At 70.3% G+C, this 16,238-nt stretch carries 6 protein-coding genes and 1 pseudogene; all 7 read left to right on the top strand.

Annotation, left to right across the window (positions count from 1 at the left end; genetic code table 11):
* Window positions 1-18: 18 nt before the first annotated feature.
* Window positions 19-3,252, top strand: a pseudogene (locus SB764_RS01075) (amino acid adenylation domain-containing protein); the annotation flags it as partial.
* Between the two features lie 66 nt (window positions 3,253-3,318).
* Window positions 3,319-7,995, top strand: coding sequence for an amino acid adenylation domain-containing protein (locus SB764_RS01070; protein ID WP_410862595.1), 4,677 nt, complete (start codon window positions 3,319-3,321; stop codon window positions 7,993-7,995).
* Window positions 7,992-8,960: an ABC transporter substrate-binding protein gene (locus SB764_RS01065; protein WP_410862363.1), complete on the top strand. Its 969-nt coding sequence runs from the start codon at window positions 7,992-7,994 to the stop codon at window positions 8,958-8,960. The genes SB764_RS01070 and SB764_RS01065 overlap by 4 nt, the downstream gene beginning before the upstream one ends.
* Window positions 8,957-10,987, top strand: coding sequence for a Fe(3+)-hydroxamate ABC transporter permease FhuB (fhuB, locus tag SB764_RS01060; protein ID WP_110329057.1), 2,031 nt, complete (start codon window positions 8,957-8,959; stop codon window positions 10,985-10,987). Before SB764_RS01065 ends, fhuB begins: the two co-directional genes overlap by 4 nt.
* Window positions 10,988-11,008: 21 nt before the next feature.
* Window positions 11,009-12,697, top strand: coding sequence for a cyclic peptide export ABC transporter (locus SB764_RS01055; protein ID WP_321869240.1), 1,689 nt, complete (start codon window positions 11,009-11,011; stop codon window positions 12,695-12,697).
* Between the two features lie 188 nt (window positions 12,698-12,885).
* Entirely contained in the window at window positions 12,886-13,653 is a 768-nt protein-coding gene (locus SB764_RS01050; protein WP_065063033.1) for an ATP-binding cassette domain-containing protein, read from the top strand.
* Window positions 13,654-13,734: 81 nt separating this feature from the next.
* Window positions 13,735-16,221 (top strand): penicillin acylase family protein, encoded by a 2,487-nt coding sequence (locus SB764_RS01045; RefSeq protein ID WP_410862361.1) that lies wholly within the window; start codon window positions 13,735-13,737, stop codon window positions 16,219-16,221.
* The last annotated feature ends 17 nt before the right edge of the window (window positions 16,222-16,238 follow it).

The raw sequence follows: 16,238 nt of genomic DNA, 5'->3' as shown, positions 1-16,238 counted from the left end.
ACAGGAGGCAGTGCTGCCATGCAGGTTCCCGCAGAACGAACAATGAGTGTCGCCGGCGTGTCGTCCGCGTGGCAGCGGCTGTCTCCCGTGCAGGAAAGCATGTGGTTCATGCAGCGCCTCGCGCCCGATTCGGGCGCGTGGCATCTGGCCCGCGCGTTTCATCTGCGCGGGCCGCTCGACGGCGCGGCGCTGCATCGCGCGCTGTCGCGCGTGCGTGCGCGCCAGGCGGTGCTGCGCACGCGCTTCGAGGAACGCGACGGCACGCCGTATCAGATCGCCGATCTGCGTGCCGACGCGCCGCGCGATCCGCTTCTTCTCGACGATCGTGACGATCTCGACGACGCATCGCGTAACGCCATGCTCTCGCGCGTGCTGGAAGACGAAGCGCAACGTCCGTTCGACCTCGCGCGCGACGGCGCCGCGCGGTTTCGCCTCGTGCGTCTCGCGCCGCACTGGCACGTGCTGTCCGTGGTCGTGCATCACCTGATTTCCGACGGCGGCTCGAACGCCGTTTTCGCGCGCGAACTCGCCCAGGCGTATGGCGATGCGCTGCGCGATCCGGCATCCGCGCATCATTCGGATGCCGAATCACTCGAATGGCAATACACCGATTTCGCCGCGTGGCAGCGCGCGCAGCTCGCGGGCGAAAAGGCCCAGGCGGATCTCGCGTGGTGGCGCGCCTACATCGGCACGCCCGACGACAGCTTCGAACTTCCCGGCGATTTTCCGCGCGCGCCGCAAGCCGAACGCCGCGCGCTCGCGCATACGTTTGCGCTGCAAGACACGACGCTCGCGGCGTTGCGCGAGCGTTGCAGGGCGGCGCGCTGCACGCCGTTCGTCGCGCTGATGGCCGCGTATCAACTGCTGTTGTGGCGTCACGCGGGCAGCCGCGATTTTTGCATCGGCGTGCCGACGAGCGGGCGCACGCTCGCCGAATGCGACGACCTGATCGGTCTGTTTGTCGATACGCGCGTGCATCGCGCGCGCCTCGATCCGTCGATGACGGGCCGCGCGCTGCTGGAGAACGTGCGCGCCGACGCGCGCGCCGCGCTCGATCACGCCGACGTGACCTTGCCGCTGCTCGTCGACGCGCTCGGTGTGCGGCGCGAGGCCGATCGTCATCCGCTGTTTCAGACGCTGTTCAACGTGCAGGGCGAGGCGGCGTCGGGGCGGCTCGCGCTCGACGGTCTGGACGTGGAAATCGTCGACGCCGAAAATCCGCTCGCGCGCTTCGATCTGAGTTTCGATGTGCGCGTGGGCGCGCAGGCGGTGAGCGTGACGGCGCGTTACGACGCGACGCGTTATCGGCCTGACACCGTCGCGCGTTTCTGCCGGCATTACGAGGCGCTGCTCGCGGCGCTCTGCGCGCAGCCCGATCGCGCGATCGTCGAACTGCCGTATCTGGGCGACGACGAGCGCGCGCGGCTGGCCGCGTGGAGCCGCGCGCACGCCGACTACGGTCCGGCCGTGCCGGTGCATCGGCTGTTCGAGCGCGAAGCGGCCGCGCATCCGGACGCCGACGCCTTGCTGTTCGGCGATGCCGTGCTCAGCTACGCCGAACTCGACGCGCGCGCCAACCGGCTCGCGCAACGCCTGCGGCGGCTGGGCGTGGGGCCGGACGTGAAGGTGGGCATCGGCGCGGAGCGCTCGGTGGAGATGGTGGTCGGCCTGTTCGCGATTCTCAAGGCGGGCGGCGCTTACGTGCCGCTCGATCCCGACTATCCCGCCGAGCGCCTCGCTTACATGATCGAGGACAGCGGCATCGGTCTGCTGCTCACGCAGCACGCGTTGCGCGAGCGCTTCGAAGCGCTGATTCCTCATGAGCAACACGCCGATAACACCGATAACGCCCACGCGCGCTGCACCGTCCTCGCGCTCGACACGCTCGATCTCGCGCAGGAATCCGCCGCGTGCCCCGAGGTCGCGCTCGATGCGGAAAACCTCGCCTACGTGATCTACACCTCGGGCTCGACCGGGCGGCCGAAGGGCGCGGCGAACCGGCACGGCGCGCTCTTCAACCGGCTCGCGTGGATGCAGGCCGCGTACCGGCTCGACGCGCGCGACACCGTGTTGCAAAAGACGCCGTTCAGCTTCGACGTCTCGGTGTGGGAATTCTTCTGGCCGCTGATGACCGGCGCGCGCCTCGCGCTCGCGCAGCCCGGCGACCATCGCGATCCGGCGCGGCTTGTCGGGCTGATCGACGCGCATCGCGTCACCACGCTGCATTTCGTGCCGCCGATGTTGCAGGCCTTCGTCGCCGCGCTCGACCGCCGCGCCGCCGGTGTCGATCATGCTAGCGCGCCGCGCGTCTGCGCGAGCCTGCGCCAGATCGTCTGTAGCGGCGAGGCGCTGCCCGCGCCGTTGCAGGACCAGACGCTCGCGCGTCTGCCGCACGTACAGGTGCACAACCTCTACGGTCCGACCGAAGCGGCCATCGACGTCACGCACTGGACCTGCCGCGCGGGCGACGCCGTGGTGCCGATCGGCCGGCCGATCGCCAATGTGTCGACGCATGTGCTCGACGCGGCGCTCAATCCGCTGCCCGAGGGCGTGGCGGGCGAACTGTATCTGGGCGGCGCGGGGCTCGCGCGCGGCTATCTGAACCGGCCCGCGCTGACGGCCGAGCGCTTCGTGCCCGATCCGTTCGAGCCGGGCGCGCGTCTCTACCGCACGGGCGACCTCGCGCGCTGGCGGCCGGACGGCGCGCTCGACTATCTGGGCCGCCTCGATCATCAGGTGAAGATTCGCGGCTTCCGGATCGAACTCGGCGAAATCGAGGCCGTGTTGCAGCGGCAGCCGGGCGTCGAAACCGCCGTCGTCGCCGCGCTCGATGGTCCTAACGGCAAGCGGCTGGTCGCCTATGTGAGCGCGCGCGCGGGTTGCCGCATCGAGCGCGCCACGCTTGCGGCGGCGCTCGGCGCCGAACTGCCCGAGTACATGGTGCCCGCCGCGTGGGTCGAGCTGGCGAGTTTTCCGCTTTCGCCGAACGGCAAGATCGACCGGCGCGCGCTGCCGCAGCCGGGCCACGACGCGCGCGGCTGGGAAGCGCCGCAAGGCGCGGCCGAGACGGCGCTCGCGGCGATCTGGCAACAGGTGCTGGGTGTGGCGCGCGTCGGGCGTCACGACAATTTCTTCGAACTCGGCGGCGACTCGATCCTGAGCCTGCAGATCGTCGAACGCGCGCGCCGCGCAGGCTGGAAGCTCACGCCGCGTCAGGTGTTCGAGCGTCAGTCGGTCGAGCAACTGGCGAGCGTCGCGCAGGCGATTGAGCATGGACACAGCGCGGAGCGCGGCACCGAAGCCGCGCAGATCGCACCCGTGGGCGCCGAAGCCGCGCTGCTGCCGATGCAGGCGTGGTTTTTCGCGCAGCCGTTCGCGCAGCGCCATCACTGGAATCAGGCAGTGTTGCTGACGAGCCGCGCGCCGCTCGACACGGCGTTGCTGGCGCGCTCGCTCGATGCGCTCGTCGCGCATCACGCGGCGCTGCGACTGCATTACAGGCAGGATGAGCGGGATGATGGGGGCCGCTGGCGCGCGACGCACGGCGCGCCGCCCGCGCCCGGCACGCTGCTGTGGGTGCGCCAGGCCGCGACGCAGGACGAACTCGCCGCGCACTGCAACGCGGCGCAGCGCAGCCTCGATCTCGCCAACGGACCGCTGCTGCGCGCGCTCGCCGTCGAGATGGCGGACGGCAGCTGGCGGCTGATGCTGGCGATCCATCACCTGGCCGTCGACGGCGTGTCGTGGCGTCTGCTGATCGCGCAATGGCGCGAGGCCTACGCCGCGCTGCAAACCGGCGCATCGCTTCAATTGCCCCCGGCGACGGTGACGGCCGACGGCTGGGCCGCGCGCCTCGCCGCGCACGCCCGCACGCCCGCGATGCGCGACGAAATCGGCTACTGGCAGGACGTCGCGCGCGTGAACGCCGCGCTGCCCTGCGATACGCCCGACGGCGAGAACACGGTCGCGCAGCAGCGTCACGTGACGTTCTCGCTCGATCGCGACGAGACGCGCGCGCTGCTGCACGAAGCGGGCGCAGCCTGGCGCACCCAGGTCAACGACCTGCTGCTGACCGCGCTCGGCCGCGCGCTGTGTGGCTGGACCGGCACGGAGTCGATTCGTATCGACCTCGAAGGCCACGGGCGTGAAGAACTGTTCGACGACGTCGATCCGAGCGGCACCGTCGGCTGGTTCACGAGCCTGTATCCGGTCGTGCTCGACGTGCGCGGCGACGCCGGTGCAGCGCTGCGGCGCGTGAAGGACACGCTGCGCGCCGTGCCCGCGCGCGGCATCGGTTACGGCGTGCTGCGCCATCTCGGCGACGATGCGACGCGTGCGGCGCTCGCGCAGTTCGCGCCCTCGCAGGTGGTGTTCAACTATCTCGGCCAGTTCGACCAGCAGTTCGACGCGGCGCAGGCCTGGCAGCCCGCGCGCGAAATGAACATTGCGCAGGCGGGTTCGCAGGCCGCCGATGCGCCGCTTGCCTGGTCGCTCGCGGTCGGCGGCAAGGTGCTCGACGGCGCGCTCACGCTGACGATCGGTTACAGCGGCGCGCGTTATCGCGATGCCACCATCGAGCATCTCGCTGCCGCGTTCGGTGCGGCGCTGCGCGAGTTGATCGCGACGTGCGCGCAGGCGCAGGCCGCGCGCGGCGCGGGCGCGACGCCCGCCGATTTCCCGCTCGCGGCGCTCGCTCAGCCCGAACTCGATGCGCTGCCGCTCGCGCTCGCGGACGTCGCCGATCTGTATCCGCTTTCGCCGATGCAGGCGGGCATGCTGTTCCACGCGCTCTATGCGCGCGGCGGCAGCGTGTATCTGAACCAGTTGCGCGTCGATCTCGACGGGCTCGACGCCGCGCGTTTTCGCGCCGCCTGGCAGGCGCTCACGCAGCGTCACGACATCTTGCGCACGGGTTTCGTCGCGCAAGGCGAGGGCTGGCTGCAATGGGTCGCGCGCGCGGTGGAACTGCCGCTCGAAGAGCACGACTGGCGCGTGCGCGACGGCGAAGCGAAGACAGATATCAGCGACGATTCGAATGCCGAACTCCGCGCCGAACTCGACGCCTTCGCCGCGCAGCAACTCGAACGCGGCTTCGACCTCGCGCGCGCGCCGCTGCATCGGCTGGCGCTGATCCGCACCGGCGCGCGGCGCTATCACTTCGTCTGGACGCACCATCATCTGCTGATGGACGGCTGGAGCGTGTCGCAACTGCTCGGCGAAGTGCTGCGCCATTACAGCGGCGAGGCGCTGCCCGCGCAGGGCGGCCGTTATCGCGATTACATCGGCTGGCTGCGCGGCCACGATGCGCACGCGAGCGCCGCGCACTGGCAGGCGCAGCTCGCGCGTCTCGACGGCCCGACGCGGCTCGCCGAAGCGTTCCCGAAACGCGCCGGCGATGCATCGAGCCAGGCATCGGGCCAGGCGCTCTACACGGTCGAGCTGGACGACGCCGACACGGCGCGCCTCGTCGCGTTCGCACGCGAGGAACGCGTGACCGTCAACACGCTGTTGCAGGCCGCCTGGGCGCTACTGTTGCAGCGCTACACGAATCAGGACGCGGTGGTGTTCGGCGCGACGCTCGCGGGCCGTCCCGCCGATCTGCCCGGCGCGGCGCATCTGCTCGGCCTCTTCATCAACACGCTGCCGGTGGTGGCGCAGCCGCGCGCGGCGCGCCAACTCGGCGACTGGCTGCGCGCGTTGCAGGCGCAGGGCATGGCCGCGCAGGAGCACGCGCACACGCCGCTGCACGAGATCCAGCGCTGGGCGGGCGCGAGCGGGCAGGGCCTGTTCGACAGTCTCGTCGTGTTCGAAAACTATCCCGTCGATGCGGTGCTCAAGGAAGCTTCGCCGGGCGGTCTTGAGATCGGCGAGGTGAGCGCGCGCGACGAAACGAGCTACGCGCTCACGCTCGGCGTCACCCAGGGCGAGACGCTGCGGCTCGGTCTGCGTCATGCGCGCGCCGCCTTCGACGACGCGGACGCCGCGCGGCTCGCGCAGCAGATGGCGCGTCTGCTGCGCGCGTTCGCCAGCACGCCGGGCGCGGCGCGGCTCGCGCCCGCCGCATTCGAATTGCTCGACGACGGCGAACGCGCCGATCTGCTCGCGCTTGGCCGCGCCGATAGTGCCGATACCGTTGATGTCGCGCCGTCCCGCACGCACGCGCCTGTGCATCTGCGGATCGCCGCGCGCGCCGCGCTCACGCCGGATGCGCCCGCCATCGTCGCGGACGACGCGCGGCTCTCGTTCGGCGAACTGAACCGGCGCGCCAATCAGCTCGCGCACCGGCTTGTGCGCGCGGGCGTCGGGCCCGAGGTGCGGGTCGGGCTGGCGGTGAATCGCTCGGCGCAGATGGTCGTCGCGATGCTCGCGGTGATGAAGGCGGGCGGCGCTTACGTGCCGCTCGATCCCGCCTATCCGGCCGCGCGCCTCGCGCACATGATCGAGGACAGCGGCATCAGCCTCGTGCTGCTGCAAGGCGCGGACCCGCACGCCGCCGCGATGCTCGCCGCCGCGCCGCTGAGCGTGCTCGATCTCGACGCGCCCGATCTCGCCGATGAACCGGCGCATGATCTTGCGTCCGATGTCACCCCCGCGCCGTACGCCGGCCATCTCGCCTACGTGATCTACACCTCGGGCTCGACGGGGCGTCCCAAGGGCGTGGCCGTCGCGCACGACGCGCTGTCGATGCACTGCGCGGCGATCGCCGAACGCGACGGCATGCACGCCGCCGAGCGCGAATTGCACTTCGCGTCGATCAATTTCGACATCGCGCACGAACGCTGGATCGTGCCGCTGTGCGCGGGCGCGGCGCTCGTGATCGCGGAGCCGTCGCGCTGGTCGACCGCGCGCCTCGTCGACACGCTGCGCCGCGAGCGCGTGTCGGTGGTGTTTCTCACGCCGTCGTATCTGGCCAATCTGGTGGCCGAATGCGCGCTCGATGACGCAGGGGATCTGCCCGCGCTCGCGCTGCGGCTGTGCATCGTCGGCGGCGAGGCGTGGAGCGCGCAGGCGATGCAGGCCGCAGCGCGCGCGCTGCCGGGCTGCCGCCTCATCAACGCCTACGGGCCGACCGAAACGGTGATCGCGCCAACGGCCTGGGACGTCGATGCGAGTTTCGACGGCGCGTATGCGCCGATCGGGCGGCAGATCGGCGAACGCGTCGCCTACGTGCTCGACGCGGCCATGAATCTCGTGCCGCGCGGCGCGCCGGGCGAGCTGTATCTGGGCGGCACGGGGCTCGCGCGCGGCTATCTGCAACGGCCCGCGCTGAGCGCCGAACGCTTCGTGCCCGATCCGTTCGACGCGGCGGGCGGGCGTCTCTATCGCACCGGCGACCTCGTGCGCTGGCGCGACGACGGCGCGCTCGACTACCTCGGCCGTCTCGATCAGCAGGTGAAGCTGCGCGGCCTGCGCGTGGAGCTGGGCGAAGTCGAGGCGGCGCTGCTCGCGCAGCCGGGCGTGCGCGAAGCCGTCGCGCTGGTGGACGGCAACGGCGGCGGCGCGCGTCTGCTCGCGTGGGTGACAACGCAAACCGGCGTACTTGATCCGCAAGCACTCAAGCACGCGCTCGCACTCACGCTGCCCGACTACATGGTGCCCGCCGCGATCACGGTGCTCGACGTCCTGCCGCTCACGCCGAACGGCAAGATCGACCGCCGCGCGCTGCCGGTGCCGGCGCTCCAGGCCGCGCACGATTACGCCGCGCCGCAAGGCGACACCGAAACGGTGCTCGCGCGTCTGTGGAGCGAAGTGCTGGGCGTCGAGCGCGTGGGCCGTTTCGATCACTTCTTCGAACTCGGCGGCGATTCGATCCTGAGCCTTAAACTTCAGCGTCGCGTCGCGCGCGAATGCCAGGCGGACGTGGAGCTGGCCGCGCTGTTCGCCGCGCCCACGCTCGACGCCTACGCGCGCGCCGTGGACGCCGCGCGCGCTCAGAACAGCGCCGCGCCGGACGCCGATACCCTGCAATCCCTACTTTCCGATCTGATGCAATGAATCGCAGGACTTTGCTCGCCGCGCTGCTGGGCGGCGTCTGTCTCAATCTCGCCAGCACGGGCGCGCGCGCCGGGACGCCGCCGGCCGCCGTGCCGCGCCGCGTGATCGTGCTCGACTGGGGGCTCGCGGAGCTGACGCTGGCGCTCGGCGTGGTGCCGGTCGGCATGGCGAACACGCCGGGTTTCCGGCGCAACTTCGCGGCCTGCCCGGTGCCCGATTCCGTGGTCGATCTGGGGCTGATGTTCCAGCCGAACATGGAGCTGATGCTCGCGCTCAAGCCGGACCTCATCGTCATCACGCCCGCGCATGCGTCGATGCGCGGCTCGCTCGAACGCCTCGCGCCGACCGTCACGCTCGGCCAGTTCCACGCGAGCCCGACGCCGTACACGGACGCCTGTGCGGAGACGCTGCGGCTCGGGCGCATGCTGGGCCACGAGGCGCAGGCCGAGGCCGCCGTGGCGCAGTCACGGGGCGCGGTCGCGGCGGCGCGCGCACGGCTCGATGCGCTGCCGGCGTATGCGAACGGCGGCGCGCCCGTCTACCTGACGCGTTTTGTCGACGAATCGCGTCTGCGCGTGTTCGGCACGCACAGCCTGTTCGGCGAACTGGTCGCGCAACTCGGGCTGCGCAATGCGTGGAGCCGGGCGGACCGTGTGTCGGCGGCGATGATCGGCTTCGATGCGCTCGACGCCGATCCGCGCGCCACGCTCGTCTACGTCAAACCGCTGCCCGCCATGACCGCGTCGATGATGCAGACGAGCCGCGTCTGGCAGGCGATGCCGTTCGCGCGCGCGGGACGCATGACCGGCATGGCCGAGGTGTCGCCCGAAGGCGGCATCCTGAGTGCGGCGTATTTCGCGCGGTCGCTGGTGGAGGCGCTGGCGGCGCTGCCTGCGGGTTCGTCCGCAGTGACGTCCGCAGTTTCGTCCGTGGCTTCGTCCGCACGGCTGCGGGAGGCCGCATGAAACAGGCCCTCACCACGCCGTTCGCGCCGTCGCGCCGCACGCCGCTCTGGCCCGTCTGCGCGCTGTTCGCGCTGGCGGCGCTGCTGTTCGCGCTGCGTCTGGACGCGCGGCTCGCGCCCGCGCTCTGGTGGCAGGCGCTCGTCGCGCCGTCCGCGACCGACGTGGCGCAACTGCTGGTGCACTACGGCGATTACCCGCGCGTGGCCGTCACGCTGCTGTGCGGCGCGGCGCTCGGGCTCGCGGGTGTCGCGACCCAGCAGGTGCTGCGCAATCCGCTCGCGGAACCGATGACGCTCGGCGTGTTTTCGGGCGCGTGGCTGGCGCTCGCGCTCGCCACCGTCTACGCGCCGTTCCTGCTGACGGGCGGCCGCGACGCCGTCGCGCTCGCGGGCGGCGCGGTGGCGCTGGCCGCCGTGTTCGCGCTGGCGGCGCGGCGCGGGATGTCGCCGCTCGCGCTGATTCTCGCGGGCATGATCGTCAACCTGTGCGGCGGCGCGTTCTGTCTCGCGCTGGCGATCTCGCACTACGACCTGCTGAGCGGCCTGCTGGTCTGGGGCGGCGGCTCGTTCGCGCAGCACGACTGGCGCGTGGCGCTCGCGCTCGCCGTGCGCTTCGCGGCGTGCGCGGTGCCGTTGCTGCTGTTGCTGCGGCCGATGGCGGTGTTCGATCTCGGCGAAACGGTGGCGTCGAGCCTTGGCGTCTCGCTGCGCGCCACACGCGGCCTCACGCTCGCGCTGACGCTGCTGATCGCCGCCTTCGTGGTGAGCGCGGTGGGCGTGATCGGCTTCGTCGGGCTGTCCGCGCCGGCGGTCGCGCGGCTCGCGGGCGCGCGCCGTCTGCGCGAGCGCGTGATCTGGTCGCCGCTGATCGGCGCGGTGCTGCTGTGGCTCGCCGATCAACTCGCGCAACTGTGCACGGCGCGCTTCGGCATGGCGATTCCGACCGGCGCGATCACCACGCTGATCGGCGCGCCGCTGCTGCTGGCGATGCTGCGCCGTCTGCGCGGCCGTCCCGATCTCACGCAGACGCCCGTGCAGCACAGCGCGCCGCTGTCGCCGCGCGGCCTGCGCCTCGTCGCGGGCGCGAGCGTGCTGGCGCTGGCGGCGGTGGTGGTCGTTTCGCTGATGCTCGGGCGCGGGCTCGCGGGCTGGCATCTGAGCAACGCGCACGAAGCGGGCGCGCTGCTGTTCCTGCGCCTGCCGCATGTGGTGGCGGCGGCGGGCGTGGGCGTGCTGCTCGCGCTCTCGGGCGGCGTCGTGCAGCGCATGACCGGCAATCCGATGGCGAGCCCGGACCTGCTCGGCATGTCGGCGGGCGGTGCGCTCGGCCTGACCGGCGCGCTGTTTCTCACGACGCATCCGGACCTGCCGACGTTTCTCGTCTGGTGCGCGGCCGGGTCGATGCTCACGCTGGGCGCGCTCGTGCTGATCGCGCGCGCCTCGTCGTTCGCGCCCGACACGCTGATCCTCGCGGGCATGACGCTGAGCGCGGCGTTTCAGGCCGTGTCGGTGATCGCCGTATCGAGCGGCGACCCGCGCGTCATCGTCCTGTACAACCTGCTGGCGGGCTCGACCTACAACGTCGGGCCGACGATGGCGGCGCTCGTCGCGGTCTGCGCGCTGCTCGCGCTGGCGGCCGTGCCGCTGTGCCGGCGCTGGCTGGAAATCCTGCCGCTCGGCGACGCGGTCTCGGTGGGGCTCGGCGTGCGCATCGCCGGGGCGCGCCTCGGCCTGTTGATGCTGAGCGCGCTGCTGAGCGCCGTGGCGACGCTCGTGATCGGGCCGCTGTCGTTCATCGGCCTGATGGCGCCGCATATGGCGCGCATGCTCGGCATTCGCCGCGCCATGCCCTTGCTGTTCGTGGCGGCCGCGTTCGGCGCGACGCTGATGATCGGCTCGGACTGGCTCGGCCGCTGGGTGCTGTTCCCGCAGGAAATGCCGGCCGGCGTGATGGCGACGCTGCTCGGCGGACTTTATCTGATCCTCACAATGTTCCGGCGGCCGGCGCAAGATCGGCCCGGTTCATGACGCACTCTCTCAAGGAGTCCCATGTCTTTGCTCTTGAAGCTCGCCCGCAACGCCCGATGGACCTTGTTCGTTGCGCTCGCAACCAGTCTCGTCAGCGGTTTCGGTAACGCGGGCCTGGTCGCGCTCATCAATCAGGCGCTGTCGGCCTCGACTTCGCAGCTCGCGCGTCTGGGCTGGCAGTTCGTCGTGCTCGGCGTGATCGTGCTCGCCACGCGCACGCTCTCGCAAACGCTGTTCATGGACCTCGGCCAGCGCGCCAAGGCGGATCTGCGCATGCAGACCATCCGGCGTCTGGGCGGCGCCTCGTTCCGCCATCTGGAGCAGCAGGGCGCGGCGCGCTCGCTCGCCGTGCTCACGCAGGATCTCGACGCCATCGTGATGCTGTTCGTGCGCATGCCCGCGCTGGCGATGCAAAGCGCGGTCATCATCGGCTGTCTTGCGTATCTGAGCGTGCTGTCGTGGCAGATTCTGCTGGTGGCGATCGTGACGATCGGCATCGGCGCGGCCGGTTTTCGCGCCGCCAACGGACGCGCGCTGTTTCACCTGCGCGCGTCGCGCAAGCGCGAGGACGATCTGGTGCGCCACTTCCGCGCGCTGTTCGACGGCGCCAAGGAACTGAAGCTGCATCGCCTGCGCCGCGCCGCCTTCATCGACGACACGCTCTCCACCAACGTCGAAGCCGTGCGCGTGCAGCGCACGCGCGGCTACGTGCTCTACGCGGCGGCGGCGAGCTGGGGCAGCTTCATCCTGTTCGCCTTCATCGGCATCACGCTGTTCGTGGTCGCGCGCCTGTATCCCGTGAATACGCATGTGATGTCGGGTTACGCGATGGTATTTCTCTACATGATCATGCCGATCGAGTCGCTGCTTTCGGCGATTCCGAACATCAGCACGGCGCGCGTGGCGCTCGAACGCATCGAGGAAGTGAACGCCGAACTGCCGCTCGAAAACGGGCTCGATGCGCCGGTCAAACGCGGCTTCCAGAGTCTCGTGCTCGACGGCGTCACGCACCGCTATTTCCGCGAGAAGGAGAATGATGTCTTCACGCTCGGGCCGATCAATCTGAGCTTCAAGCCCGGCGAACTGGTCTATCTGATCGGCGGCAACGGCAGCGGCAAGACCACGCTCGCGAAGATGATCGTGGGGCTGTACGCGCCCGAGAGCGGGCGTATCCTGGTGGACGGCGCGCCCGTGAGCGAAGCGGATCGCGACAGCTACCGGCAGTTGTTTTCGGTGGTGTTCAGCGACTTCTTCCTGTTCGACAGTCTGCTCGGCATGCGCTTCGACGGCCTCGACCAGACCGCGCAGGATCTGCTCGTGCATCTGCAGCTCGATCACAAGGTCAGCATCAAGGACGGCGCGTTTTCCACGCTCGAACTCTCGCAGGGACAGCGCAAGCGCCTCGCGCTGCTGGTCGCGTATCTGGAGGATCGCCCGTTCTATCTGTTCGACGAATGGGCCGCCGATCAGGACCCGCTGTTCAAGGACGTGTTCTATCGCAAGCTGTTGCCCGAGCTGAAGGCGAAGGGCAAGACCGTGGTGGTCATCACGCACGATGATCGCTATTTCCATCTCGCCGACCGCTATATCAAGCTCGAATACGGTCAGCTCGTGGAAACCGGCCTGGGCGCCGATCTGGGCGCGCGCGCGGCGGGCAACGGCGAGCATGGAACGGATCTCGCGACGCTCGCGCGGGTCGCCGCGCGCTGAAGCCGATGCATGCGCGGCATCGATGATGTCGATGTCAATTACACTTGAAGATGCCAATGAGCTTGACCATGAATCTTTCGCAAGGCGAGACGTTGCCCGAAGCGCCCGCCAATGCCGATGCAAGCAACGATGCAAGCGCGGACGCCATTCATCCGGCGACACGTCCGCAGGACGCTCACGCGCCGGCGATGTTCACGCTCGACGGCGTGTCGTTTGCGGCGGACGGCCGCACGCTGCTCAAGCCGCTCTCGCTCACGCTGGCGAAGCACCGCATGTATGGCCTGATCGGCCATAACGGCTCGGGCAAGTCGACGCTCGTGAAGCTGCTCGCGCGTCAGCAGCAGCCCGCCGCGGGCACGCTCACGTTCGCGGGGCAGCCGCTCGCGCAGTGGGACAACCGCGCGTTTGCGCGCAAGGTCGCGTATTTGCCGCAGCAACTGCCCGCCGCCGACGGCATGACGGTGCGCGAGCTGGTCGCGCTCGGCCGCTATCCGTGGCACGGCGCGCTCGGGCGTTTCTCGCGCACCGACACGCAAAAAGTGCTGGAGGCGATGGAGCAAACCGACGTGGTGCGCTTCGCCGATCGCGCCGTGGACAGCCTCTCGGGCGGCGAGCGTCAGCGCGTGTGGCTGGCGATGCTGGTCGCGCAGGACAGCGACTGTCTGCTGCTCGACGAGCCGATTTCTGCGCTCGACATCGCGCATCAGATCGAAGTGCTCGCGCTGGTGCGCCGCCTGAGCGAGGAGCGCGGCATCGGCGTGGTGGTGGTGCTGCACGACATCAACATGGCGGGCCGCTTCTGCGACGAGCTGATCGCGCTCAAGGGCGGCAGTCTGCTTGCGCATGGGCCGTCCGCCGAGCTGATGCGCGCCGAGACGCTCAGTGCGATCTACGGCATTCCGATGGGTACGGTCGCGCATCCGGACGGCGGCATGCCGATCAGTTTCGCGCATTGAGCGCGCGATTCGCGCCCGCCGAACGCCATTGAAACGCCGCCCAAACTTCGTTTTCCGACACCGCACCCGACGCCACCTTCGATGAAACGATTTTCCGCAGCAGGCAATCTCCTCGCCGGCGCGCTGTGCGCCGTTCTGGCCGGCGCGTGCACGACGTCCACGCAACAGCAGACGCAACAAGCGCAGCAGTCTCATCCGGCCTATCGCGCGGACATCCGCCGCACCGCCGACGGCATACCGCATATCCGCGCGAACGACTGGGGCAGCCTCGGTTATGGCACCGGCTACGCGCAGGCGCAGGACAATCTCTGCACGCTCGGCGACGCCTTCGTGACCTATCGCGGCGAGCGCTCAGAGCAGTTCGGCGCCGAAGCGCGTCCGCCGGCGGCCGCGTCGTTCGGCCAGCCGCACAATCTCGACGCCGACTTCTTCTTCCGCTTCGTCGCGGGCAACGACGCCGTGGCGCGCTTTCGCGACGCGCAGACGCCGCGCACGCGCGCGCTCGTCGAAGGCTATGCGGCGGGCTATGACCGCTATCTCGACGATCTGCGCGCGGGGCGCTTCGCCGACGCGCATGCCGCGTGCGCGAACGCCGCCTGGCTGCGCCCGATCGACGCCGACGATGTCTATCGCCGCCTGATCGCGGCCGCGCTCGCGGGCGGCGAGGCGCATTTCGTCGAGGCCATCGTGCACGCGAAGCCGCCATCGGCCGAAGCCGCGCCTGCCGCGAGCGCGCCGCAAGCCGCGCGGGCCAGCGCCACGACGGCGTCGATCGAGATCGCGCCGACACGCTTCGACATCGACCAGCGTGCGGGCATCGGCAGCAATGCGCTGGCGTTCGGCGCGGCGAAAACGCGCGAGGGCGCGAGCCTGCTGTTCGGCAATCCGCACTGGTTCTGGGAAGGCCCCGACCGCTTCTACGAGGCGCAGCTGACGATTCCGGGCCAGCTCGACGTGGCGGGCGCGTCGTTTCTCGGCGTGCCCGTGGTGATGATCGGTTTCAACGACAACATCGCGTGGACGCACACCGTTTCGCAGGCACGCCGCTTCGGCATCTTCCAGCTTGCGCTGGTGCCGGGCGCGCCGACGCACTATCTCTACGACGGCCGCGACGAAGCCATGCAGGCGGTGCCCGTCACGGTGCCGGTGCGCGGCAGCGACGGCTCGATCACGCACGTCACGCGCACGCTCTATCGCTCGCGATTCGGCCCGCTGATCAATCTGTCGACGATGTCGCCCGCGCTCGCGTGGAATGCGCAGCACGCGTTCGCGTTGCGCGACGTGAACGCCGACAACACGCGCGTGTTCGAGAACTTCCTCGCGTGGGGCAGCGCGTCGTCGCTCGACGACTTCATCGCGATCCAGAAGCGCTACGCGGCCATGCCGTGGGTCAACACGTTTGCGATCGGCCGCAACGACCCGCGCGTGTGGTTCGCCGACATCGGCGCGATGCCGGGCGTGAGCGACGCGCTCGCGCAGGCCTGCACGCCGCCGCTCGGCCGCGCGTTCGACGCCAAAGCGCCGGGCGTGCCGTTCCTCGACGGCTCGAAAAGCGCCTGCGCCTGGCAGAGCGCGCCCCACGCGCCGCAGGCGCAGACGCTGGGCGTGGCGCAGATGCCGTCGCTCACGCGCGACGACTACGTGGGCAATTTCAACGGCAGTTACTGGCTCACGAATCCGGCCGCGCCGCTCATGGGTTTTGCGCGCGTGACGGGGCTCACGGGCACGCCGCAGACGCTGCGCACGCGTCTGGGCCACGCGCTCGCCGCGCAGTTGCAGGCCGCGCCGGGTGGCGTCACGCGTGCGGCGCTGGAGCAGGGCGTGCTGGCGAGCCGGTCGATGTCGGAGGAACTGTTGCGGCGGCCCGTGCTCGACGCGCTGTGCAAGCGCGATCGAGCTACCCAGGCGAGCGCCGTGAATCCCGCGGACGATGCCGACGTCGCGCAAGCCTGCAACGTGCTCGCGAAATGGGACGGCACGGCGCGCAGCGACGCGCGCGGCGCGAATCTCTGGGACGAGTTCTGGGCCCGCGCGAGCAAGGTGCCCGCCGACAAGCTTTATCGCGTGCCGTTCGATCCGGCCGCGCCGCTCACCACGCCGAACGGCCTGAATACCGCCGATGCCGACACCGTCGCCGCGCTGCGCCACGCGCTCGCCGAGTCCGTGCGCGCGCTGCGCGGTTTCGGCTTCGCGGCCGACTCGCCGCGCGGTCAGTTGCTCTACACGCAGCGCGGCGCGGCCCGCGTGCCGCTCTACGGCGGTTGCAACGACGCGGGCTATTTCACGGTGGTGTGCGCGCAGCATCCGCTGAATGCGGGCGGTTATGCGATTGACGGCAGCGGCCACGGCGACAGCTATGTGCAGGTCGTGAGCTTCGGCCCGCAAGGCGTGCATGCCGACACGATGCTCGCCCACTCGCTCTCCGACGATCCCGCTTCGCCGCATTTCAGCGACGCGACGCGCGAGTTCGCGCGCGGCGCGTGGCAGCGTTTCCGTTTCACCGAAAGCGAGATCGAGGCCGATCCGGCCTTGTCGTCCACGCTGCTGGAGGCGGCGCCGTCACGTTGACGGCTGCGTGGTCGGGC

The organism is Paraburkholderia sp. SIMBA_027, from assembly GCF_046535315.1.
Classification (GTDB): Bacteria; Pseudomonadota; Gammaproteobacteria; order Burkholderiales; family Burkholderiaceae; genus Paraburkholderia; species Paraburkholderia tropica.
Note: the sequence above shows the minus strand (reverse complement) of the source record. Positions and strands in the feature narration are given on the sequence as shown.